Below are 22,475 nucleotides of genomic sequence, written 5' to 3' on the forward strand. Positions count from 1 at the left end.
CGGAGGCGCCTCAGGCGCGGGGCGCGGGGAAGGCGACGCCCTCGCTCTCGCCGAGGATGGTGAGGTCGCGCACGATATTGTCCGTGATCGGGATGCCTCCGGCGCGCCGCTTCGCCTCGGTGCGCACCTCCGGCTCGCCCGGCATCAGGATCTCGTCGACCCCCGCCGCGCGCGGCAGGGCCCGCACCCGCTCCACGAACGTGTCCATCCGCGCCTCCAGCTCGGCGCGGGGGATGAAGAGGTCCGGGCGGATCGCGAACATCAGGTGCCCGACATTCTGCGGGCCGGTGTGGTCGTAATAGAGGCCCTTCACGTCGCCGCCATAGTTCGCGCCGGTCAGCGCGCCGGCCATCAGATCCATCAGCATCGACAGGATCGACCCCTTCATGCCGCCGAAGGGGAGGATCACGCCCTCGAACGCCTTCTGCGCGTCGGTGGTCGGCCGCCCCTCGGCATCGAGGGCGAGCCCCTCGGGGATCGGATCGCCACGCATCGCCGCGAGGCGGATCTTGCCCCGCGCGAGGATGGTCATCGACATGTCCATCAGGAACGGCACGCCGCTCTTGCCGCCCGGAATGCCGGCGGCGATCGGCGCGGCGCCGAGGAACGCGGTCCGCCCGCCATGGACCGGGAAGGCGGGCGAGGAGTTGGTGAACACCATCGACACGAAGCCGCGCTCCAGCGCCTGCATCACGTAGAGCGCGCTCATCCCGAAATGGGTCGAGTTGCGCACGCCCGCGAGGCCGATCCCGGCGCTCTCGGCGAGGCGCATCGCCTCGTCCATCGCCCGGTGCGCGGCGAGGAAGCCGAACGCGTTGTCGCCGTCGACCGAGGCGACCGCGCCGGCGACCTCCTCCACGCGGATCTCCGGGCGCGGATTGACGAGCCCGCGCCGCAGCCGCTCTATGTACATCGGCATCCGCGACACGCCGTGCGAATCGAGCCCGCGCAGATTGGCCTTGATCAGGCCGCGGGCGATGGTCGCGGCGTCCGCCTCGGGAAGCCCGGCGTGCGCGAACACGGCGGCGGCGTAGGCCTCCAGCGTGTCGGCATCGTAGGAAGCGCTGCTCATCCTGTCCTCCTCCTCTCGGCGGCGAGCGTGTCCGACAGGATTGCCGACAGCACGCCCCCTCGCCCCAGAATTTCGACCTCGCGCTGCGTCTCGATCGCGGCGCGGCAGGTGATCGCCTCACGGCTGCCATCGGCGCGCGTGCGCTCCACGACCATCGGCATCAGCGGCGCCAGCGCCTCGGGCGTCGCGTCGACGGCGAAGCGGTCGGCCGGGCCGATCCCGGCGTTCTCCGGCCGGAACTCCGACAGGATCTCGATGGGGAGGACGCCCATGCCGATGAGGTTGGTGCGGTGGATGCGCTCGAAGCTGCGCGCGATGACCGCGCGCGCGCCGAGGAGCGCGACGCCCTTCGCGGCCCAGTCGCGGCTCGACCCCATGCCGTAGCGCTCCCCGGCGAGGATCACGACGGACCGGCCCTCTGCCGCGAGGCGCTCCGCCGCCTCGAAGTGCGGCAGGCGGCTCCCGTCCTCGAGGAGGGTGAAGGAGGGCGGCAGGTCGTCGGCGAGGTGGTTCTTCGCGAGGCGATTGGTGAAGAGGCCGCGCAGCATGACCTCCCAGTTGCCGCGATAGGCGGCGTAGACGTTGAGGTCGGCGGGATCGCCGCCGCGCTCCAGGAGCCACGCTCCGGCCCGGCTCGTCGGGTCGATCCAGCCGGCGGGGGAGATGTGGTCGGTCGTCATGTCGTCGCCGAGCACCATGAGGGCCTGCGCCTCGAAGCGGCCGAGCCGGGTCGGTGCGCGATGGGCGAATTTCGGACGGCGCAGGTTGCGCGAGGCCGGATCCCAGGGGAAGCGCGCCGTGCGGTGGACGGGGATCGCCTGCCAGGCCGGGTTGGCGGACGCGGCGAGGAAGGCGGACCGGACATCGGCGGGGCGGTAGCCGGCGGCCATCGCCGCGTCGATCTCCTCACCCGTCGGCCACAGATCGGCGAGGCGCACGGGCCGGCCGTCGGCGTCGTGGCCCAGCGGGTCGGTCAGGATGTCGCCCTCGATCGTGCCGCGGATCGCGTAGGCGATGACGAGCGGCGGCGAGGCGAGGAAGCCGAGATCGAGCGCCGGGTGCACCCGGCCGGGGAAGTTGCGGTTGCCGGAGAGGATCGCCGCGACTGCCTTTCCAGCGGCGAGCGCGTCCTCGATCACCGGCGGGAGCGGGCCGGAATTGCCGATGCAGGTCGTGCAGCCGAAGCCGACGATGCCGAAGCCGAGGGCGGCGAGATCCTCCGCGAGGCCCGTGTGTGCGAGGAGGTCGCGGGCCGAGGGCGAGCCCGGCGCGAGCGAGGTCTTCACCCACGGCGCCGACGCGAGCCCGGCCCGCTTCGCCTTGCGGGCGAGGAGGCCCGCGGCGATGAGGAGGCGCGGGTCGGTCGTGTTCGTGCAGCTCGTGATCGCCGCGACGCCGACCGCCCCGTCCGGCACCCCGGTCCCCGGCGGCTCCAGCGGCCGGCCGATCGCGGCCTCGACCGCAGCGGCCGCCTCCGCCGTCGCGATCCGGTCCTGCGGCCGGCGCGGGCCGGCGATCCGGGGGCCGAGCGTGGAGAGGTCGATCGCGATCGTGCGGTCGAAATGAGGCCGTTGGTCCGGGTCGAACCAGAGCCCCATCGCGCGCATCACGGGCTCGATGGCGCGCACCAGCGCGTCTGGACGCCCGGTGCGGGTGAGGTAGGCGACCGTCTCGATATCGGCCGGGAAGAAGCCGCTCGACGCGCCATATTCGGGCGCCATGTTCGCGATCACCGCGCGCTCGTCAGCCGTCAGCGTCGCGACGCCGGGGCCGAAGAACTCGACGAACTCGCCGGTGACGCCGAGCGCGCGCAGGAGGTGCGTCACCTCGAGCGCGAGGTCGGTCGCGAGGGTGCCGGCGGGCAGCCGGCCCGTCAGCTCGACGCCGACGATCGCCGGCATCGCGAGCGAGGCGGCCTCGCCGAACATCACGCTCTCCGCCTCCAGCCCGCCGATCCCCCAGGCGAGAACGCCGATGCCGTTGATCATCGGCGTGTGGCTGTCGGTGCCGAGGAGCATGTCGGGGTGCGCCGTCCCGTCCGCCCGCAATTCCACCACGGTCGCGAGCTGCTCGAGGTTGATCGTGTGCATGATCCCGGTGCCGGGCGGGTTCACGTGGACCCCGTCGAGATTGGCGGAGGCCCACTTCATGAAGCCGTAGCGCTCGGCGTTGCGGGCGATCTCGTTGGCGAGATTGTGCCGGTCGGCGCCGGGGACGGCGTAGCGGTCGACGGCGAGCGAGTGGTCGACCGACACCTCAACCGGAAGGCACGGGGTCAGCGCGGCAGGGTCGCCGCCCGCCTCGGCCAGCGCGTCCCGCAGGCCCGCGATGTCGGCGAGCGCGGGGGTGCAGGTCGTGTCGTGCATCAGAAGGCGGTTGGGGCGGAACTGGAACTCGAAACGGCTCGGCGCGCCGGCGAGCCAGGCATCGAGCGCCGCCGACAGCGCCTCGGTCTCGCCGGTCTCGCGCAGGTGGTTCTCGGCGAGGAGGCGCAGCACGTGCGGCAGGCGGCACCGCCTCGGCCCGAGAAAGCCGGCAAGGTCGGTGACCCGAAGGGTGTCGCCGCCGAGAGAGACGCTGGTCTCCGGTCTCATGTGGGCGGATCCGGCCATGGCGTGCCTCCACGGAAAGAAAGGGCGGCCCCCGAAGGGGCCTGCAGGTGGGCCGCCTAGGCGACCGGGGAGAATTGCGAGGCCGCGACGGCGTCCGCGACGAGGCGGCCGAACGCGTCCGTGTTCACCGTGCCGCCGATATCGCGCGTGCGCTTGGCGGGATCCTCGAGCACGGCGTCGACCGCCCGCGCGATGGCCGCGCCCGCGTCGAGAAGCTTCGCCTCGCCGCGCTGCTCGCCGAGCCAGGACAGCATCATCGCCGCCGACAGGATCAGCGAGGTCGGGTTCGCGACATTGCGGCCCGCAATGTCCGGCGCGGAGCCGTGCTGGGCCTGCGCGCAGACGAGGCCGGTCTCGGCGTTCGCGTTGATCGACCCCGCGAGGCCGAGCGAGCCGGAGAGCTCCGAGGCGAGGTCGGAGAGGATGTCGCCGTAGAAATTGGTGGCGACGACGACGTCATATTTCTCCGGCTGGCGCACGAGGAGCGCGGCGAAGGCGTCGACGATCCTGTCCTCCGTCTCCACCTCGGGGAACTCCTTCGCGACGGCGCGGAAGCACTCCAGGAACAGCCCGTCCGTCATCAGGAAGGAGTTGGCCTTGTGAATCGCCGTCACCTTCTTGCGGCGCTGCATCGCGAGCTTGAACGCCTCGCGGCAGATCCGCATCGAGCTGTGGCGCGTGATCTTGCGGACCGACAGGGCCATGTCCGGGTCCGGCATCATCTCGCCGACGCCGCGGTGCATGTTGCGGTCCGGATAGAAGCCCTCCGTCGCCTCGCGCATGATGACGAGGTCCATGCCCGGCGCCTTGTTGGGGAGGTACGCGCGCGAGCGGGCTGGGCGCACATTGGCGTAGAGGTCGAGCCCGATGCGGAAGCCGGCCGACACGTTGCGCCCGCCCTCGGCGACCGGCGGATAGTCCATGTGCGACTGGGTGCCGAGGATCACGCCGTCGAACTCCGTCCGGGCGCGGTCGAGCACCTCCTCGCGCAGCGTGATGCCGTGCTTCCTGAGCGAGGTGAACCCGGACTCCTCCTCCTGGAAGGAGAGCCCGAGGCCGTATCTGGCGTCCGCCGCGCGGACGACGTCGAGGGTCGCGGCCATGATTTCCGGCCCGATACCGTCGCAGGGCAAGGTCATGATGCGCATTCGATAGGCTCCTGAATGGTGCGCCGGCCGGGAGGCCGCTCTGTGTCGTTCCGGCGCGCCGGTTCGGGGCGCGCCACGGGATCAATCCCCTTCGGCGATCTCGTCGGACGGCCGGTTCGCCTCGATCCGCCGCTTCATCCGGCGGCCGATGACGATCGGTAGCAGGAAGCCGGTGATCGCGACGGCCCAGAGCCCGATCGCGAGCGGGCTGCCGACGAAGATCGACCAGTCGCCGTCCGAGATCGTCATCGCGCGGCGGAAGTTCACCTCCATCTCGTTGCCGAGGAGGATGCCGAGGATGACGGGGACGAGGGGTACCTCCAGCTTCCGCAGCACCCAGCCGAGCATCCCGAACCCGACCATCAGCATCACGTCGAAGGTCGAGCCGGTGATGGCGTAGATGCCGACGAAGGAGATCATGGCGACGACGGGCATCAGGATGCGCGTCGGCACCAGGAGCACGCGGGTGAAGAGCCCGACGAGGGGGATGTTCAGCGCCAGCAGCATGAAGTTGCCGATGAAGAGGGCCGCGATGAGGCCCCAGACGACGTCCGGGTTGCGCTCGAAGAGCAGCGGGCCGGGCGTGATGTTGAGCTGGAGGAGCACGGCGAGCAGCACCGCCGTCGTGCCCGATCCCGGCACGCCGAGCGCGAGCATCGGCACCAGCGCCCCGCCCGAGGCGGCGTTGTTGCCGACCTCCGGCGCCGCGACGCCGCGCGGGTCGCCCTTTCCGAAGGTCTTCCCCTCGCGGTCGACCACCGCCTTCTCCAGCGAGTAGGAGAGGAACGAGCCGAGCGAGGCGCCGGCGCCGGGCAGCACGCCCGCGATGAAGCCGATGATGGTCGAGCGCCCCATGGTGGGGATGCAGCGCCGGATCATCGCGCCGTCCGGCATCAGCCGGCCGATCTTGACGGGCCCGCCGCCGCCCACCGCGCCACCGCGATGGTGTTCGAGGAAGATGAACACCTCGGAGAGGGCGAAGAGGCCGACGATGGCGATCAGGAAGTCGATGCCGTCGAAGAGGTGGATGTGGCCGAAGGTGAAGCGCTGCGACCCGGTCTGCGAGTCCGATCCGATCATCGCAATGCCGAGGCCGAGGGCGGCCGCGAACAGCGACTTCGCCTGGTTCGTCGAGGAGATGCCGCCGAGCGTCGCGAACGCCAGCGTGAAGAGCACGAAATACTCCGCCGGGCCGAACAGCAGCGCGATCTTCACGAGCTGCGGCGCGAGGAGGACGAGCCCGCACGTGGCGAAGAAGGCCCCGACGAAGGAGGCGATGCCGGAGAGGGAGAGCGCCTCCCCCGCCTGGCCGGCGCGCGCCATCGGGTAACCGTCGAGGCAGGTCATCATCGCCGGTTCGTCGCCGGGGATGTTGAGGAGGATCGAGGAGATCCGCCCGCCATACATTGCCCCATAATAGACGCTGGTGAGGAGGATGAGGGAGGGCGTCGGCCCGAGCCCGAGCGAGAAGGCGATCGGGATGAGGATCGCGACGCCGTTGGCGGGGCCGAGGCCCGGCAGCGCGCCCATCATCGTCCCGAGGAAGCAGCCGAGCAGCGCGAAGGTGAGGTTTTCGAGGCTGAGCGCGATCGCGAAGCCGTCGGCGAGGTTGGAGAGGGTGTCCATGCCGGCCGCCCCTCAGAAGCCGAGCGGGCCCCTGGCCAGCGACAGGCCAAGGACGAGATGGAAGATCACGTAGATGCCGAGCGAGGTGCAGACCCCGGTCACCACCGCGCCGAGCGGCTTCGTGCCGAGCCGCCAGGTGAGGTAGGCGGTGGCGAGGATGGTGGCGAATACGAACCCCACCACCGGCAGCGCCCAGGCATAGAGGAACATGACGGCCGCGGCGAAGCCGAGTTCCACGAGGTCGCGCAGAAGCGGCCACCGCGGCTCGGGGTCGGGGCGCAGGACGAAGACCAGCGAGGTCACGCCGAGAAGCGCGCCGACGATGTAGGGGAAGGTCCGCGGTCCGATCACGTCGACCATGAAGCTGTCGGGGATGATCGACGCGGCCCATAGATAGAAGCCGGCAAGCGCCAATCCGACCACGCCGAAGATGCGGTCACTCATATTGCCTCGCTTTCGATGGGTGCGGGGACGGGCCGCCCGCGAAAGGGCGGCCCGCGCGCCTCATTTCAGGATGCCGATTTCCTTCGAAAGCGCCGTCACGTCGGCGATGTCGCCGTCGATGAAGACCTGCATGTCCTCGCCGAAATTGTTGAACGACTCGATGGTCGCCGCCTCCAGCGCGGCCTGGAACTCCTCCGATTCGGCCATGGTCTGGATCGCGTTCGACCACCACTCCTTCGCCTCGTCGGACGCACCGGCGGGCATGTAGAGGCCGCGCCAGTTGGCGCCGAGCACGTCGAGGCCCTGCTCGCGCGCGGTCGGGATGTCGGGATAGGCCTTGAGGCGCTCGGGGGCGAGGATCGCGAGGATGCGCACGTCGCCCGAATCGACGAAGCCGCGCATCTCCGAGAAGTCACCCGAGATCGCGTCGACCGCGCCGGAGAGGAGCCCGGTCATCGCCTCGCCGCCGCCGGAGTAGGCGACATATTTGAGCTGCCGCACGTCCTCGACGCCTGCTTCCTTGGCGAGGAGCATCGGCTTCATGTGGTCGTAGCTGCCGACCGAGGAGCCGCCCGAGATGCCGACCGAACGCGGGTCGGCCTTGATGGCGTCCATGAGGTCGTTGAGCGTCTGAAACTTGGAATCCTTGGCGACGCCGATCGCGCCATATTCGGCGCCGAACGTCGCGAGCCAGTGGACGTCGGCCGCCGAGGCGCCCGGAAAGATGCCCTGCGCGATGCGGGCGGTGGTCGACACCGACGCCGCAACGATGAGGTTGTTGTCCTCGTTGCGCTCCTGCGTGACGTGCGCGAAGGCGACCCCGCCGCCACCGCCGGTCATGTTCGTCACCTGCATCGTGCCGTCGATGAGGCCGAGATCGAACAGATATTTCGCGGTCGTGCGGCAGATGAAGTCCCAGCCGCCGCCGGGATTGGACGGCGCGATGCACTCCGTGTTCTCGGGCTTGAAGCCCTGCGCGGATGCGGCGGACGAGAGCGCGAGCGCTGACGCGGCGGCGATCGCCCCAACTCGGAACAGTCTGACGAGCATGGAAGCCCTCCCTTTGCTTTTGTTGGCCGGACCCTCGGCGGAGCCCTTCCCTCTTTTTGCACCTTAAAACCACAAAAGCCAATCCTAAATTGACGAGGCGGCCCCTTCTCTGGTTTTGTTACCGCGTGGATCAAGGCTGACTGCCGACCCTGAGAAGCTTAACCTTTTGCGCAATCGGGATATCCGGATACCAAAAGCCATGTACCCAAGCCGCCCACAAAGGCTAATATCTGCGGCCGGTGCAGCGTCCGGGGTCGCGTGTCGGCGGCCGCCGGGCCGTGCCGCCCGGCCCGAGCGAAGAGGATCCTGAGCGAATGAGTTCGAGCGCCCTGTCACAGCGGATATCGGTTCGCCTCCTGGAGGACATCGTCTCCGGGACGCTGACAGGCGGCGCGCATCTGAGGACGCAGCAGATCGCCGAGCGGTATGGCGTGTCGCGCACGCCGGTCCGCGACGCGCTCACCGAACTGGAGCAGCAGGGGGTCATCCAGCGCCAGGCGAACCGGGGCTATTTCGTCGCCGACAGCATCCCCGAGCAGGTCACGCGCTGGCTGGAGGAGCAGCGCAGCGCCCAGCCCGATGACTATCAGCGCCTCTCGGACGACTGGTTGACCGACCGGCTGCCCGAGGAGGTGACCGAGCAGTTCCTGCGCCAGCACTACGACCTGACGCGCGCGAAGGTGACCGACCTCCTGATGCGCGCCGTTCGCGAGGGCTGGGCCGAGCGCAAGGAGGGCTATGGCTGGCGCTTCCTGCCCGTCGCCAAGACCCCCGCCGCGTTCGACGAGATCTACCGCTTCCGCATGGCGATCGAGCCGGCGGCGATGCTGGAGCCGTCCTTCGAGCTCGACCGGAAGGTGCTCGACGAATTGAAGCGCGTGCAGTCGCGCATGATCGAGAACGGGCTCGAGACGATGGCGCCCGAGCGCCTCCTCGACAACGGCGCCGACTTCCACGAGCAGATCATCAAGATGTCGAACAACCCGTTCTTCATCAGCGCCTTGCAGCGGGCCAACCGGATGCGGAGGCTGATGGAATACCGGGCGGAGATCAACCGCGAGCGCCTGATGGAGCAATGCGGCGAGCATCTGGAAATGGTCCGCCTCCTCGAGAAGGGGGACGTGGTCGAGGCCTCCTATTTCATGCGGCGCCATCTCGGCGGCGCGCTGCGGCGCAAGTCGCCGATCGCGCGCAACTGGTCGGAGGCGGCGAACGCGGCCCCGCCGCACGCGACCTGACCGCGCCGCAGACGCCGCCGCGCACAACGCAAGGGCAACTCCGTTGGACCGTTCAGCCTTCCCCCCGCATTTGTCGACCGACTGCCACACCCATGTGGTCGGCGACCCTGCCACCTACCCGATGGTCTCGCCGCGCTCCTACACGCCGAGCGTCGCGACGCCCGACGACATGCTCGCCATGATGCGCCGTGTCGGGACGGAGCGGATCGTCCTCGTGCAGATGAGCGTCTTCGGGACCGACAATCGCTGCGTGATCGACGGCCTCCAGGCGCTAGGCGACCGCGCACGCGGCGTCGCGCAGGTGGACGAGGCAACGACCGACGCCGAACTCGACGCGATGCATGCGAGTGGCGTGCGTGGGATCCGCGCCAATCTGCGGACGGTCGGCGTGAGCGACCCGGCGCTCGCCCGCGAGCGGCTCGCCCTCGCGGCGGACAAGTGCGCCCGCAATGGCTGGCACCTCCAGATCTTCACGACGCCCGACGTGATCGCGGCGCTGGCGGGTGAATTCGCGGACCTGCCGGTCCCCGTGGTCTTCGACCATTTCGGGCTGCTCCCCGTGCGCGAGCGCGGCGGCGCGGCCGAGCGTGCCGTGCGCGACCTCCTCGCGAGCGGGCAAGGGTGGGTGAAGATCTCCGGCACCTACCGGCTCGACCATCCCGAGGCGACGCAGGAGATCACGACCCTCGCGCGCGACCTCTACACGACCAACCCCGACAACATCGTCTGGGGCTCGGACTGGCCGCATGCTCCCCATCACGAGAACAAGCCGACGGCCGATCCCGAACCGCGCCCCTATCGCGACATCGACCCGGCCGACATGCTGGCGACGATCGCGCGCTGGTTCTCCGACCCGGCCGACCGCGAGCGGATCCTCGTCACCAATCCCGCCAGGCTCTACGACTTCGGCTGAAAGCGAAAACGCCTCCCCCGGTCGGGGGGAGGCGCCGACGCGCGGCCGTTGGTCGCCCTATTCGGCCGCGATCTCCTTCAGCCGCGTCATCACCGCCTCGCCGACGAGCGAGTCGCCGAACTCGGCCCAGACCGGGGTCATCGCGTCGGACCAGGCCGCGCGCTGCTCGGGCGTGAGGTCGTGGACGGTCTTGCCGGTCGCGGCGAGCTCCTCATAGGCCGCCGCATTCTCCTTGGCGGCGTTCTCGAGGTTCCATGCCGTCGCGACGTCGAGCGCCTCCTGGATCGCGGTGCGCTCCGCGTCGCTCAGCCCGTCCCACCACATCTTGTTCGCGCCGACGATGTAGAACGCATACTGGTAGTGGAAGTTGGTGACCTGGTCGATGAGCTCGATCAGCCCCGCGCCCGAGAGCGCGTTCGGCGCCGGCTCCACCGCGTCGATGACCCCCTGCCCCAGCGCCGTCGGCACCTCGGACCAGGACATCGCGACGACATTGGCGCCGACCGCCTTCATCGCGGCGATGTCGGACGGCACGCTCTGCACGCGGATCTTCACGCCCGCCATGTCCGCCGGGGTCAGGATGGGCTTGGAGCCGCGATAGGCGAGCTCGCGCGGGCCGTTCACCCAGATGGCGATCGGCACAATGTTCTTCGCCTCCAGATCGGGGACGAACGCGCTGCGGACGGTCTCGTCCTCCATCGCCTTCACGATCTTCTCGGGGCTGTCGAGAAGGAAGGGGAGCGTCAGCGCCGCGACGCCGGGGGCGACCGGTGCGTAGATGCCCGATGTCGGCGAGATGATGTGCGCCGAGCCGAGCTGAAGACCCTGGATCTGCGTCTTCTGGTCGAAGAGGGCACCGGAATGGTGGACCTCGACATCGGCGTCCGGCAGACGCTTGCGGATCTCCTCGGCGAGGAGATCGAACGTCTGCCCCTTCACGCCGACGCCGTTATTGTCGTTCGAGATCACGACATCGAGCGCGTTCGCGGCGGGGATCGCCGCGAGGAGCATCGTGGATGCCAGCAACGCCGCCTTGAAGTTGAACCGCATAGCTTCCTCCATTGGGTTGTTTTTCGTTGGGTCAGCCGAACGCCCAGTTCGGCAGCGCGAGCGAGAGCTCCGGCACGAACGTCACGAGGAGCAGGACGAGGACCGTGACGGCCATCCATGGCAACGCGCCGTAGAACGCCTCGGTCACCGGCTCCTTCGAGACGGCGGAGCCGACGAAGAGGTTGAGGCCCACCGGCGGGGTGACGAGGCCGAGCTCGATATTCACGATGACGATGATCCCGAAATGGATCGGGTCGACCCCCATCGCGACGGCGGCCGGATAGAGCACCGGCACGAACATCAGCACCGTCGGCACTCCCTCCAGGAAGAAGCCGATGACGAGAAACATCAGGTTGACGAGGAGCAGGAACTGCCAGGGCTCCAGGCCGAGGCTCATGACGAAATTCGTCATCGCCGCCGGCACGCCGAGCTTCGTCACGAAGAAGGCGAAGAGGAGCGCGTTGGTGGTGATGAAGAAGATCATCCCCACCGCCGGGGCGGTCCGGATCACCGTGTCGAGCGCGCGCAGCGGCGTCGTCTCGCGGTAGATGAAGAGGCCAATGAGGAGCGCGAGGAGCGTCGCCATCACCGCCGCCTCGGTCGGGGTGAAGATCGCGCCGCCATCGTAGGTGTAGGCGCCGACGGAGAAGGCGGGGAGGCCATAGATGCCGATGAAGATCATCACCGGCAGGGCGAGCGCGGGGAGCGCGGCGACGATGGGCGCGCGCCGCTCGCGCAGCGTCATGCGCGGCCGCCGCGCGACCCCGGCGCGCCGGGCGAGAGCCCACGCCATCACCATCATGCCGGCCGCGTAGACGAGGCCGGGGACGACGCCCGCGAGGAAGAGGCGCGTGACCGACGTCTCGGTGACGAAGCCGTAGATGATGAGGGGGATCGATGGCGGGATCAGGATGCCGATGGAGCCCGCCGTCACCAGCGCGCCGAGCGCATAGCGCGACGTGTAGCCCTCGGCGCGCAGCGCCGGGTACATGATGCGGCCGATGCCGGCGACCGTCGCCGGGCTCGACCCCGAGATCGCCGCGAAGAAGACGCACGAGAGCACCGTCGTGACCCCGAGCCCGCCCGTCCAATGGCCGACGATCGCGTTCGCGAGGTCGATCAACCGGCGCACGAGGCCGCCCGTCTCCATCAGCGCCGAGGCGAAGAAGAAGAACGGCACCGCCATCAGCGTGTAGTGGTCGAGATTGGCGAAGATCTTCTGGCCGATGATGGCGAGGGGGATCGGGTCGAGGAGGAGCGAGGTGATCACGACCGCGCCCCCCAGCGAGACCGCGACCGGCGCCCCGATGACGATGAGGGCGAAGAAGACCACGACGAGGAGGACGACCGTCATCGCGCGTCCCCCGCATCGAAGGCGGAAATGTCCGCGTGCGCCTCGTGCCGCTCCGTCCCGAGGGCGATGGCGCGGATCTTCAGGATGAAGCGGACCGAGAAGAGCGACATCGCGACGGGCATGACCGCGTAGATCATCCAGTCGGGGATCCCGGTCTCGGGTGACGCGGTCCCCATCATCCTGGCGAAGCTGACGAAGAGATAGCCGCACCAGACGTAGAAGAGGCAGAGCGCGAGGGAGGCGGAATAGGCCACGATGTCGAGGATGCGCGAGGTGCGCGCGGAGACGATCACGTGGACGATGTCGACGCGCACATGGGCGTTCTCGCGCACGGCCCGCGCGCCCGCCATCAGCATGGCGGCGACGGTGACGAGCACGAAGATCGCCTCGTTCCACTCGAACCCGGTGTTGAAGACGTAGCGCAGGACGACCTGCATCGTGCCGAGCCCGAGGGCGGTGACGACGAGGCCGCCGATGACGATCCGCTCGGCCCAGTCGAGCACGGCGTCGATCGCCGACGCGACGCGGTCGCCCGCGCTCCGGGGCCTCGGCGTCACGCCGCGCGCCATGCGAGGGCCGGCGCCTTCGCGCGTGAGGCTTGCGGGCCCCGACAAGGTGCGTTCGGCTTTTCGCGGCAAGACCGGCCGACGGCGCAGACGCAGTCCCACCCGCATTTTGCGGCGCTCATGCCCTTTCCCCCAGCCTTCTTTTTTCTCCGCTTACCAGAACGTGCAATGCCCGGCAATCATTTTTTGGATTTCTCGTCTATCAAGACCAGAATTTGAGGGCGACGCAAGACCAACGCGCACAAGACATGGCGGATTTCGCCCGCATCGCGGATTGGCTTTCTGACTTTATGGGTTCAATGGAACGAAACGCTGTCACGCCATCGCCCGAACGCGGACGCGCCCGCGCGGCGCGGCGGGCGTCCGACGCGCTTCGGGCCGTTCGATTTGTGCTGAAGGCTTTGCGTGGGGGCGGCCGCCGCCCGGCGCCGGCCCGGCCCCATCACCGGCGTGGCCGGCGGGGCGTCAGGGCGCGCCCATCAAGACGCGCCGCGCGTGTGGTTGGCGAGGCCGCGCGGAGGGCGCCCCGCGCCGCCCGCGCCGACCGAAAGAGGTGCGCGTCAGACGCGCGGGGGCGGCGGGGTGTCGGTGCCCTCGCGCTGGAACATCAGGCCGGCGCTGAGGAAGCCGCCGTCGACATTCACCGTCGTCCCGCTGACATGTGAGGCCTCGTCGGAGGCGAGGAAGGCGACCATGTTCGCGACTTCCTCCGGCGTCCCGTAGCGGCGCTGCGGGATGAGATAATGGTAGGCCTCGCGCGTCTTCTCGTCGTGCTGCTCCACCGCCATCTGCGTCGCGATCGCGCCCGGCGCGACGTTGTTGACGAGGATCCCCTTCGCCGCGAGCTCGACCGACATGACCTTGGTGAGCAGCTCGAGCCCCGCCTTCGAGGAGCCGTAGGCCGACCGGCCGACGCCGCCGCGCTGACCCGACAGGGAGGCGATGTTGATGATGCGCCCGCTCCCGCGCGGCAGCATCTTACGGACCGCCGCCTGCGCGCACAGGAACGCGCCGATCAGATTGACGCCGAGGATCCGCTCCATGTCGGCCTTGGTCGTCTCGGTGAAGAGCTTCGTGGTGGAGATGCCCGCGTTGTTGACGAGGATGTCGAGGCCGCCGAACTCGTCCTCAGCGGTCTGCGCGAGGCGCGCGGCGTCCGCCTCGTCCGACACGTCGATCCGGATCCCGAACGCCCGGCCACCGGCGGCGCGGATGTCGGCCGCCACCTTCTCGGCCGCGGCGCCGTCGATGTCGGACACCACGACGGCGGCGCCCTTCGCGACGAGCTTGCGCGCGATCGCCTCACCCATCCCTCGGCCGGCGCCGGTCACCGTCGCGATCTTGTCGGTCAGCATGCATTTCTCCCCAGTCATTCGGTCGATTGAAGCGGCTGGATCTTCACGTCGGGCCGCATCGGCCATTGACAATCGTTAGCCTGCAATGTCAGTGACATGTCAATAGCGCACAAAAGAGATGCGCTCGGTCAATGGGGAGAAGACGGTGAAGTCATCCAAAATTTCGCTCCTGGCGGCTGCGGCGCTGGCCGCCATTCTCGCGGGTCCCGCCGCCGCTGAGACGTCGTTCAAGCTGAGCGCCGTGGGCTCGCCCGGCACGCCCGAGATCGACGCCGCCATGAAGTTCGCCGAGCTGATCGGTGAGAAGAGCAACGGCGAATATCGCATCGACGTGCTGCATTCCGGCCAGGCCGGCGGCGAGCGCGAGATCGCCGAGGGCATGCAGTTCGGCACCACCGACTTCGCCATTCTCGGCGGCATCGTGCAGAACTTCGACCCGGCGCTGATGATCGTCGAGTGGGACCTGCTCTTCAAGAACAACGACCACGTACGCGACGTCATGAACGGCCCGATCGGTGACGAGATCTCCGAGCGGCTGCAGAAGAATCTCGGCGCCATCAAGGTGGCGACCTTCATGCGCTCGCCGCGCCTCCTCACCACCAATGCCGAGGTCGACGATCTCGACGACATCAAGGGCATGAAGATCCGCGTGCCGGAGATGCCCGCCCGCATCGCGCTGTGGCGCGCGCTCGGCGCTCAGCCGACGCCGATGGCCTTCCCCGAAGTGGTGCCCGCGCTCCAGCTCGGCACGATCGACGGCCAGGAGAACCCGATCGGCCTCATCACGTCGACCGGCATCGACGAGGCGGTCGACTATCTCGCCGACACCAAGCACCTCTACGGCTTCATGCTCCTCCTCTCCTCCGAGAGCGCGTGGGACCGGATCCCGGCCGAGGACCAGGCGATGTTCAAGGAGGCTGCCGCCGAAGCCGCCGCCTACAATGACGAGCTGGTCGAGCAGTCGAACGAGAAGGGCATGGAGAAGGCCGCCGCCAAGATGACGGTGACCCAGCCTGACCTCGAAGCCTGGCGCGCCGCGACGGCCGACGTCTACAAGCAGTTCGAGACCGTCGAAGGCTTCTCGGACCTCTACAACCGCATCGTCGAAGCCGGCCAGAAATACTGATCACCGACCGGGGCGGGGCCACGTGGCTCCGCCCCGTCTCACGCGATCGGCAGCCTTCGCTCGGAGCGGACATCCATGCGCGTCATCGAATTTCTCGATCGCCTGTTCACGCACATCCTTGGCGCCGTCTGCGTGGCGCTCTTCCTCGTGATGCTCGTGTCGATCTTCGGGCAGGTCGTGATGCGGTACGGATTTTCGAGCCCGCTCTCCTGGTCGGAGGAGCTCGCCCGCTACGCGATGGTGTGGCTCGCGATGCTCGCCTCGGCGCTGTGCCTGCGCAAGGGACAGCATCTCGCCCTCCTCTCGGCCGACGCCCTGCCCGCCCGGATCGGAACGCCGGTGCGCGTGATCGGCACGCTCGTCGTCACCGTGCTCCTCGCCATCCTCCTGTGGCACTCCTATGACCTCGCGAGCCGGGCCTTCCGGCAGACGACTCCCGGTCTCGGCCTGTCGATGAGCTGGATCTACGCCTCGCTCCCCGCCGGCTTCGCGCTGATGCTGCTCGGCCAGTTCCTGGGGCTCGCGACCGCCCGATCCCAGCAGGGCGGCGACCACGAGACGACGCTTCACGAAGCCGGCTAAACACTTCGCCCGCGACCGAGAAAATCATCATGCCCATCGCGCTTTCCTCTCTCGCCGGTGCCCTCCTCCTCATCATCGGCATCCCGGTCGGGCTCGTCCTGATCGCGATCCCGATGGTCTACATGTTCGCCGATCCGGCGCTCACCATGCCGATGCTGGTGATCCCGCAGAAGATGTTCGGCGCCATGGACAGCTTCCCGCTGATGGCCGTGCCCTTCTTCGTGCTCGTCGGCCAGGTGATGAACACGGGCGGCATCACCAACCGCATCTTCGACTTCGCCAACGCGCTGGTCGGGCACATGCGCGGCGGCCTCGCGCAGGTGAACATCATCGCGAGCCTCCTGATGTCGGGCATGTCCGGCTCGGCCGTGGCGGACGCGTCCGGCCTCGGTCAGGTGGAGATCGAGGCGATGCGCAAGCAGGGCTACGACCCCGCCTTCGCCGCCGCCGTCACCGCCTCCTCGGCCACCATCGGGCCGATCGTGCCGCCGAGCATCCCGCTCGTCATCGTCGGCGCGATCACCAACACGTCGATCTCGCAACTCCTCGTCGCGGGGCTCCTGCCGGGCATCCTGATGACGGTCGCGATGTGCCTGCTCGTCGCCTATATCGGCCGGCGGGACAATCTGCCGACGTCCGAGCGCGCCTCGTTCCGGCACCTGCTCGCCACCTTCGGCCGCTCGGCGCCGGCGCTCTTCGCGCCAGTGCTTCTCGTCGGCGGCATCCTCCTCGGCGTCTTCACGCCGACCGAGGCGTCCGCCGTCGCCGCCGTCTACGCCATCATTATCGCGATGTTCTGGTATCGCGAGCTGTCGCTGAAGGCGCTCTATCACGTCCTCTTCCAGAGCGCGATCACGGTCGGCGCCATCTTCTTCGTCATTGCCGGCGCGGCGGCCCTCTCCTGGCTCCTCACCTGGCTCGGCGTGCCGCAGGCGCTCGCCCAGAGCCTCTCATCCCTCGCCGAGACGCCGACGCTCCTGATGCTCGCCATCATCGGCTTCCTCCTGATCGTCGGCTGCTTCCTCGAAAGCAACGCCGCGCTGATCCTCGTCGCCCCGCTCCTCGTGCCGATCGGCATCGCGGCGGGCTTCGACCCGGTCCATCTCGGCACGGTGATGGTGCTCGTCCTCATGCTCGGCCTCATCACGCCGCCGGTCGGGATGAACATGTTCATCGTCATGGCGATCGCGAAGGTCTCGCTCGGCCAGTATTTGCGCGCGACGTGGCCGTTCTTCATCGTGCTTCTGGTGTCGACCCTGATCGTGGCCTTCGTGCCGTGGATCTCGCTCGTCGTCCCGCAAGCGCTTCTGCGATAAATCCGAAGAGACCCGCGCATGACCGAGCGTTTCGCCGCCGAATATATCCTGCGAACCCGAGGCGATCCCCGCCGCGCGGCCGAAACCGTCGCGGGCGAGCAGTCCTCCGGCACCTTCATCGCCGTGCCGAACGAGGACGCGGCGCTGAAGGAGCGCTCCGCCGCGCGCGTCGAGGCGCTGGAGGAGATCGCCGACCCCGGCACGCCGGTCCTGCCCGGAAGCGCGGGCGAGGGGCCCACCACCTCCTGGCGGCTGCGGATCACCTGGCCGCTCGAGAATATCGGGCCTTCGCTCCCCAATCTCGTCGCGACGGTGGCCGGCAATCTCAGCGAATTGAAACAGGTGGCGGGGCTGAAGCTCACCAAGCTCGAGCTTCCGACCCCCTTCTTCGAGGCCTACCCGGGCCCCGCCTTCGGCATCGAGGGCACGCGTCGGCTGACGGGCGTCGCGGACGGGCCGGTGATCGGCACGATCGTGAAGCCCTCGGTCGGGCTGACGCCGGAGGGCACGGCCGACCTCGTCGACGAGCTGTGCGCCGGCGGGATCGACTTCATCAAGGACGACGAGCTGCAGGCCGACGGCCCGCGCTGCCCGTTCGAGGCGCGCTTCGCCGCCGTCATGGCGGTGATCGAGCGCCATGCCGACCGCACTGGCCGAAAGGTCATGTACGCCGTCAACATCACCGGCGAGATCGACGAGATGAAGCGCCGGCACGACATCGTGGCGGCCGGCGGCGGCACCTCGATCATGGTGAGCCTCAACTCGGTCGGCCTCACCGGGCTGACCGCGCTGCGCCGCGTCTCATCGCTCCCGATCCACGCCCACCGCAACGGCTGGGGCATCCTCGGACGCACGCCGGACAGCGGCTGGGCCTATCCCGCGTGGGCGACGCTGTGGCGCCTCGCCGGTGTCGACCACATGCACGTCAACGGCATCGCCAACAAGTTCTGGGAGCCGGACGACAGCGTGATCGCCTCGGCCCGCGCGCTCCTGACCCCGCTCCATCCCGACCACGCCTATCGCGTGATGCCGGTCTTCTCGTCCGGCCAAACGGTGTTCCAGGCCGAGCCGACCTACCGCGCGCTCGGATCGACCGACCTCATCTACTGCGCCGGCGGCGGCGTGGTCGCCCATTCGGCGGGCGTCGCGGCGGGGGTCGCTTCGCTGCGCGAGGCGTGGGAGGCGGCGGTCGCGGGCGTTCCGCTCGCCGAGGCGGCGAAGGGCTCGCCCGTCCTCCAGCAAGCCATCGAGACCTTCTCATGAGCGAGACCGGACGCCGCGTTCTCCTCGCCTATTATGGCGACGACTTCACCGGGTCGACCGACGCGATGGAAGTCACCGCGCTCGCGGGGCTGCGCACGGTGCTCTTCACCCGCGTGCCGGACGCCGCCACCCTCGCGCGTTTCTCCGGCTACGATGTCTACGGCATCGCCGGGACCTCCCGCGCGCAGAGCCCGGAATGGATGGACGCCCACCTCCCGGCAGCGTTCGAGGCGCTGGTGCGGCTCGATCCGCGCCTCGTGCAGTACAAGGTCTGCTCGACCTTCGATTCCTCCCCCACCACCGGCTCGATCGGCCGCGCGATCGATCTCGGCGTCGGCGTGGTCGGCGGGGCGTGGTCGCCCTCGATCGTCGGCGCGCCGCAGCTTGGCCGCTGGCAGGCGTTCGGTAACCTCTTCGCCGCCGCCGGGCCGAAGAATTACCGGATCGACCGGCACCCCACGATGTCGCGCCACCCGGTGACGCCCATGAACGAGGGGGACCTTCGCCGTCACCTCGCCGGGCAGACCGACCGGCCGATCGACGGCGTCGATTTCGTCGCGCTCGACGGGTTCGACCCCGCCCGCATCGAGGGCCCCGCCCCGGTGGTGTTCCTCGACGTGCTCGACCCGGCCTCGCAGGCGCGCGCCGGCGAGATCGTGTGGGAGGCGCCGGACGCGCGCCTCTTCTCCGCCTCCTCCTCCGGCCTGCAATATGCCCTCGTCGCGCACTGGCGGCAGACGGGGCGGCTGCCGGCGACCCCGCCCGTGCTGCCCGAGGCCGCGCCCGTCGCGCGGCTCCTCGTGCTCTCCGGAAGCTGCTCCCCGATCACGGCCGACCAGATCGCCCACGCCGAGGATGCGGGCTTCGCCGCGATCCGTCTCGATGTCCGCGCCGCGGCGACACCGGCGCGCGCTGAGGCCGAGCGCGCCCGCATCGGCGAGGCGGTGGCGGCGGCGTTCCAGACCGCGCGCGGCGTGATCGTCTACGCCGCACGCAGCGTCGACGACCCCGCCTACGCCGCCCTCCAGGCGATGTGCGCCGAGACGGGCCTCCCCTTCGCCGAGGCGCAGGACGCGCTCGGGCGCTTCCTCGGCGCGCTCGCCCGCGAGGCGGTGCCCCGCTTCGGGCTCGAACGGCTCGTCGTCGCCGGTGGCGACACGTCGGGCCGCATCGTGGAGAGCCTGCCGATCGACGCGCTGGAGGTCGCTCACCCGCTCGTGCGCGGCGCACCGCTCTGCCGCTGCCACTCCGCCTCGGAGGCCTATGACGGGCTCCAGGTCGCGCTGAAGGGCGGGCAGATGGGCAGCGCCGACGTGTTCGTCAAAGCGCTCGGCGGGGCGGCGGCTCCGGCCGCGGCCCTGTCGGCCGCCGGTTCATAGGCGGCGCGGAACTTGACGCCGGGCCGATCCCGTAGAACACGGTGACCGGCGCGATTTCACCACCCGAACCGTCGACCAGGACCCTGAAGGGGGCACCTTGAGCGAGCCGCTGAAAATACCCCAGAAACGCGAGACGGGCGGGTCGATGCTCCTCCAGAAGGAGCAGGCGTACCTCACGATCAAGCGCTTCCTGTTCGAGGAGGAGGACAACCAGTCCATCTTCTCGGAGCGCTTCCTCGCGGCCAAGCTGGAGATGGGGCTCGCCTCGGTGCGGGCGGCGCTGGAGCGGATGCGCGCCGAGCGCATCGTCGAGACCATCCCGAAGGCGGGCATCCGCCTGCCGCAGATCTCGCACAACGAGATCATCGAGTTCTTCGAGATGCGCCTCGTGATCGAGCCCTACATCTCGCGCGAGATCGCGGGACGTCTCAACCCCAGCCAGTGCGACGTGCTGGAGGCGCTGATCGCGGACCAGCGCAAGGCGGTGGTCGAGCGGGACACCATCGCCTACCACAAGTTCGACCTGGAGCTGCACGAGACGCTCGCCGACATGCACGGCAATCGCGAGATGATCCGGGCGCTCGGCCAGATGCGAGACAAGATGTTCCGCCTGTCGCGCCGTATCCACCGCACCCACCCCGAGCGGCTGAAGCGGAACGTCGACCAGCATCACGCGGTGGTGGAGGCGGTCTGCAACGGCCGCCCGCGCGACGCGGAGATGGCGATGTGGACGCACCTCTCCTGGGGCCGCGACCAGACGCTCGACCCGTGGGGCCGCATCGAGGTCACCCACACCGCGCCAGAGGACCGCTGACCCGCGCCTACCCGTCGCGCGTCAGCACGCGGGACAGCTTTTCGGCGATCAGCGCCACGAGCTCGGGCTGCATGAACTCGTAGTTGTCGGGGATATTGAGGCAGCTAACCTTCTTTCCCTTGAGGTGCCCGCCGAACTGCCGATTGAGGCGCGCGACCTGCCGCTTCTCCATCACCAGGATGAGGTCGGCCCATTCGATCTGGTCGAGGCCGAGGCGCTCGTCGGCATCGTTGCTGAGGCCGGCGAAGTCGGTCTGAACCCCGAATTCCCGCGCGGCGACGTCGGCGGCGGTCGGGCTCCGCTTCCGCGCCTTGCCGCAGACGAAGAGGATGTTCGGCATCGCGACGGCCTCCGGTCCGAGGGCGACCGGCGAGGCCGCGCCGCATTCATCAGCCCCGCGAATAGGCCCTATCGACACCCGGCGATCAATCCCGCCGCCCCGGCACCCTAGCTCCACGCCTGCCCCCCGCCCGCCGCGCCTCTCCCGGCCGCCGGCGCGCGGGGCCGACGCGTTGGACAAGGAGTGCGCTTCCATGCCGTACGACAACCGCCCCGCCCCCACCGAGGCGCGCGACGGCACCCGCGTCACCCGGATGGAGCCCGTCTGCCCGCACGCCCCCACCGCCGGGTCCAAGGCCACACCCGCATGCTAGCCATCGCGGAGACGGCGCTCCGTTTCGAGGCGACCGGCACGCAGTGGAAGATCCGGGCCACGCCCGCCATCGACGCGCCCCTCGCCCGGACGATCCGCGCCGATATCGAGCGGTTCGAGGCCACCTTCTCGCGTTTCCGCGCCGACTCTCTGGTTGCCAAGCTCGCGGCGGCGCCGGACGGCGGCCGGTTCGACTTTCCGGCCGAGGCGGCGGGGCTCTTCGCCCTCTACGACGCGCTCCACGCCGCCACCGGCGGACGGCTCGACCCGCTGATCGGCGCGACGCTCGAACGCCTCGGCTACGACCGGGCCTACGGCTTCGCCGCAAAGCCCGCCCCGGTCGGGGAGGCGCGGCCGTCCTGGCCCGTCGACGTCACGCGTGAGGGCGCGCGGGTGACGACGCGGCGTCCGCTGACGCTCGATTTCGGCGCCGCCGGCAAGGGCGCGCTCGTCGACCGTGTCACCGAGGCGCTCGCGGCTTCCGGGCGCTCCGAGATCCTCGTCGATGCGGGCGGCGACATGCGCCATGCCGGCGGCCGCGCCATCCGCGTCGGCCTGGAAGACCCGCGCGATGCCGGCCGCGTGATCGGGGTCGCAAGCCTCGCGAACGCCGCGCTGTGCGCGTCGGCGCCCAACCGGCGCGCCTGGGGACCCGGCCTCCACCACATTCTCGACGGGCGAAGCGGCGCGCCCGCGCGCGGGGTCGCGGCAAGCTGGGTCGTCGCCGACAGCGCGGCGGTGGCCGACGGTGTCGCGACCGCGCTCTTCCTCGCCGCACCCGATCGCCTCACCGAACGCTTCCGCTTCGAATTCGTGCGCCTCTTCGACGACGGGAGCGCCGAACACTCCCCCGGCTTTCCGGGCGAGATCTACTTCTGACGCGTCCCACCGGCCGCGTCGCATCCGAGGGATGAC

General features: G+C 69.6%; 20 protein-coding genes. 9 read left to right on the forward strand and 11 right to left on the reverse strand.

Going from position 1 to position 22,475, the window contains the following annotated elements; genetic code table 11:
* Positions 1 to 10: 10 nt before the first annotated feature.
* From DBV35_RS14150 to DBV35_RS14175, 6 genes are all read right to left on the reverse strand, one after another.
* Positions 11 to 1,072, reverse strand: a complete 1,062-nt coding sequence (locus DBV35_RS14150) for an Ldh family oxidoreductase (RefSeq protein WP_108660970.1) — start codon at positions 1,070 to 1,072, stop codon at positions 11 to 13.
* Positions 1,069 to 3,666, reverse strand: coding sequence for an aconitate hydratase AcnA (gene acnA, locus DBV35_RS14155; RefSeq protein WP_108661947.1), 2,598 nt, complete (start codon positions 3,664 to 3,666; stop codon positions 1,069 to 1,071). Before acnA ends, DBV35_RS14150 begins: the two co-directional genes overlap by 4 nt.
* 74 nt (positions 3,667 to 3,740) lie before the next feature.
* Positions 3,741 to 4,832 carry an isocitrate/isopropylmalate dehydrogenase family protein gene (locus DBV35_RS14160; RefSeq protein ID WP_108660971.1) on the reverse strand — a complete coding sequence of 364 codons (1,092 nt, stop codon included), beginning with the start codon at positions 4,830 to 4,832 and terminating at the stop codon, positions 3,741 to 3,743.
* An 81-nt stretch (positions 4,833 to 4,913) separates the two neighbouring features.
* Entirely contained in the window at positions 4,914 to 6,458 is a 1,545-nt protein-coding gene (locus DBV35_RS14165; protein ID WP_108660972.1) for a tripartite tricarboxylate transporter permease, read from the reverse strand.
* A 12-nt stretch (positions 6,459 to 6,470) separates the two neighbouring features.
* A complete protein-coding gene (locus DBV35_RS14170; RefSeq protein ID WP_108660973.1) occupies positions 6,471 to 6,902 on the reverse strand; it encodes a tripartite tricarboxylate transporter TctB family protein in 432 nt (143 codons plus the stop codon).
* A gap of 60 nt (positions 6,903 to 6,962) precedes the next feature.
* The gene (locus DBV35_RS14175) at positions 6,963 to 7,952 is read right to left on the reverse strand and encodes a tripartite tricarboxylate transporter substrate binding protein (protein WP_108660974.1); all 990 of its coding nucleotides are present in this window, start codon (positions 7,950 to 7,952) and stop codon (positions 6,963 to 6,965) included.
* 314 nt (positions 7,953 to 8,266) lie between these two features.
* Between DBV35_RS14175 and DBV35_RS14180 the strand changes: the two genes are divergently transcribed.
* Together DBV35_RS14180 and DBV35_RS14185 are read left to right on the forward strand one after the other, a co-directional pair.
* Complete coding sequence (locus DBV35_RS14180; protein WP_108660975.1) at positions 8,267 to 9,190, forward strand: GntR family transcriptional regulator; 924 nt, start codon at positions 8,267 to 8,269, stop codon at positions 9,188 to 9,190.
* A gap of 43 nt (positions 9,191 to 9,233) precedes the next feature.
* The gene (locus DBV35_RS14185) at positions 9,234 to 10,103 is read left to right on the forward strand and encodes an amidohydrolase family protein (protein WP_157961742.1); all 870 of its coding nucleotides are present in this window, start codon (positions 9,234 to 9,236) and stop codon (positions 10,101 to 10,103) included.
* Between the two features lie 57 nt (positions 10,104 to 10,160).
* Here DBV35_RS14185 and DBV35_RS14190 read toward each other — a convergent pair whose 3' ends face one another.
* The 4 genes from DBV35_RS14190 to DBV35_RS14205 all read right to left on the reverse strand — a co-directional run bounded on the left by DBV35_RS14190 (position 10,161) and on the right by DBV35_RS14205 (position 14,428).
* Entirely contained in the window at positions 10,161 to 11,153 is a 993-nt protein-coding gene (locus tag DBV35_RS14190; protein WP_157961743.1) for a TRAP transporter substrate-binding protein, read from the reverse strand.
* A gap of 31 nt (positions 11,154 to 11,184) precedes the next feature.
* Positions 11,185 to 12,507, reverse strand: coding sequence for a TRAP transporter large permease (locus tag DBV35_RS14195; protein WP_108660978.1), 1,323 nt, complete (start codon positions 12,505 to 12,507; stop codon positions 11,185 to 11,187).
* Positions 12,504 to 13,064 (reverse strand): TRAP transporter small permease, encoded by a 561-nt coding sequence (locus DBV35_RS14200; protein WP_157961744.1) that lies wholly within the window; start codon positions 13,062 to 13,064, stop codon positions 12,504 to 12,506. Before DBV35_RS14200 ends, DBV35_RS14195 begins: the two co-directional genes overlap by 4 nt.
* 569 nt (positions 13,065 to 13,633) lie before the next feature.
* On the reverse strand, positions 13,634 to 14,428 hold the full coding sequence (locus DBV35_RS14205; RefSeq protein WP_205648682.1) for an SDR family NAD(P)-dependent oxidoreductase: 795 nt from the start codon (positions 14,426 to 14,428) through the stop codon (positions 13,634 to 13,636).
* A 145-nt stretch (positions 14,429 to 14,573) separates the two neighbouring features.
* Here DBV35_RS14205 and DBV35_RS14210 point away from each other — a divergent pair, with 145 nt between their 5' ends.
* The 6 genes from DBV35_RS14210 (at position 14,574) to DBV35_RS14235 (ending at position 20,908) form a co-directional block, all read left to right on the forward strand.
* Positions 14,574 to 15,554 (forward strand): TRAP transporter substrate-binding protein, encoded by a 981-nt coding sequence (locus DBV35_RS14210; protein ID WP_157961745.1) that lies wholly within the window; start codon positions 14,574 to 14,576, stop codon positions 15,552 to 15,554.
* A gap of 75 nt (positions 15,555 to 15,629) precedes the next feature.
* A complete protein-coding gene (locus DBV35_RS14215; RefSeq protein ID WP_108660982.1) occupies positions 15,630 to 16,136 on the forward strand; it encodes a TRAP transporter small permease in 507 nt (168 codons plus the stop codon).
* A gap of 29 nt (positions 16,137 to 16,165) precedes the next feature.
* On the forward strand, positions 16,166 to 17,452 hold the full coding sequence (locus DBV35_RS14220; protein WP_108660983.1) for a TRAP transporter large permease: 1,287 nt from the start codon (positions 16,166 to 16,168) through the stop codon (positions 17,450 to 17,452).
* 18 nt (positions 17,453 to 17,470) lie between these two features.
* Entirely contained in the window at positions 17,471 to 18,715 is a 1,245-nt protein-coding gene (locus DBV35_RS14225) for a ribulose-bisphosphate carboxylase large subunit family protein (protein ID WP_108660984.1), read from the forward strand.
* The gene (locus DBV35_RS14230) at positions 18,712 to 20,094 is read left to right on the forward strand and encodes a four-carbon acid sugar kinase family protein (protein WP_108660985.1); all 1,383 of its coding nucleotides are present in this window, start codon (positions 18,712 to 18,714) and stop codon (positions 20,092 to 20,094) included. The genes DBV35_RS14225 and DBV35_RS14230 overlap by 4 nt, the downstream gene beginning before the upstream one ends.
* A gap of 97 nt (positions 20,095 to 20,191) precedes the next feature.
* A complete protein-coding gene (locus tag DBV35_RS14235) occupies positions 20,192 to 20,908 on the forward strand; it encodes a GntR family transcriptional regulator (protein WP_157961746.1) in 717 nt (238 codons plus the stop codon).
* 7 nt (positions 20,909 to 20,915) lie between these two features.
* Here DBV35_RS14235 and DBV35_RS14240 read toward each other — a convergent pair whose 3' ends face one another.
* Complete coding sequence (locus tag DBV35_RS14240; RefSeq protein ID WP_108660987.1) at positions 20,916 to 21,248, reverse strand: low molecular weight protein tyrosine phosphatase family protein; 333 nt, start codon at positions 21,246 to 21,248, stop codon at positions 20,916 to 20,918.
* A gap of 306 nt (positions 21,249 to 21,554) precedes the next feature.
* Between DBV35_RS14240 and DBV35_RS14245 the strand changes: the two genes are divergently transcribed.
* Positions 21,555 to 22,439, forward strand: coding sequence for an FAD:protein FMN transferase (locus DBV35_RS14245; RefSeq protein WP_108660988.1), 885 nt, complete (start codon positions 21,555 to 21,557; stop codon positions 22,437 to 22,439).
* Positions 22,440 to 22,475 lie beyond the last annotated feature (36 nt).

The sequence above is a fragment of the Acuticoccus kandeliae genome (genome assembly GCF_003073115.1).

Excerpts from the sequence above, each read along its gene's own strand:
- DBV35_RS14150 (WP_108660970.1), bottom strand. The coding sequence starts at position 1,072 with ATGAGCAGCGCTTCCTACGATGCCGACACGCTGGAGGCCTACGCCGCC.
- acnA (WP_108661947.1), bottom strand. The coding sequence starts at position 3,666 with ATGAGACCGGAGACCAGCGTCTCTCTCGGCGGCGACACCCTTCGGGTC.
- DBV35_RS14160 (WP_108660971.1), bottom strand. The coding sequence starts at position 4,832 with ATGCGCATCATGACCTTGCCCTGCGACGGTATCGGGCCGGAAATCATG.
- DBV35_RS14165 (WP_108660972.1), bottom strand. The coding sequence starts at position 6,458 with ATGGACACCCTCTCCAACCTCGCCGACGGCTTCGCGATCGCGCTCAGC.
- DBV35_RS14170 (WP_108660973.1), bottom strand. The coding sequence starts at position 6,902 with ATGAGTGACCGCATCTTCGGCGTGGTCGGATTGGCGCTTGCCGGCTTC.
- DBV35_RS14175 (WP_108660974.1), bottom strand. The coding sequence starts at position 7,952 with ATGCTCGTCAGACTGTTCCGAGTTGGGGCGATCGCCGCCGCGTCAGCG.
- DBV35_RS14180 (WP_108660975.1), top strand. The coding sequence starts at position 8,267 with ATGAGTTCGAGCGCCCTGTCACAGCGGATATCGGTTCGCCTCCTGGAG.
- DBV35_RS14190 (WP_157961743.1), bottom strand. The coding sequence starts at position 11,153 with ATGCGGTTCAACTTCAAGGCGGCGTTGCTGGCATCCACGATGCTCCTC.
- DBV35_RS14195 (WP_108660978.1), bottom strand. The coding sequence starts at position 12,507 with ATGACGGTCGTCCTCCTCGTCGTGGTCTTCTTCGCCCTCATCGTCATC.
- DBV35_RS14205 (WP_205648682.1), bottom strand. The coding sequence starts at position 14,428 with ATGCTGACCGACAAGATCGCGACGGTGACCGGCGCCGGCCGAGGGATG.
- DBV35_RS14215 (WP_108660982.1), top strand. The coding sequence starts at position 15,630 with ATGCGCGTCATCGAATTTCTCGATCGCCTGTTCACGCACATCCTTGGC.
- DBV35_RS14220 (WP_108660983.1), top strand. The coding sequence starts at position 16,166 with ATGCCCATCGCGCTTTCCTCTCTCGCCGGTGCCCTCCTCCTCATCATC.
- DBV35_RS14225 (WP_108660984.1), top strand. The coding sequence starts at position 17,471 with ATGACCGAGCGTTTCGCCGCCGAATATATCCTGCGAACCCGAGGCGAT.
- DBV35_RS14230 (WP_108660985.1), top strand. The coding sequence starts at position 18,712 with ATGAGCGAGACCGGACGCCGCGTTCTCCTCGCCTATTATGGCGACGAC.
- DBV35_RS14240 (WP_108660987.1), bottom strand. The coding sequence starts at position 21,248 with ATGCCGAACATCCTCTTCGTCTGCGGCAAGGCGCGGAAGCGGAGCCCG.
- DBV35_RS14245 (WP_108660988.1), top strand. The coding sequence starts at position 21,555 with ATGCTAGCCATCGCGGAGACGGCGCTCCGTTTCGAGGCGACCGGCACG.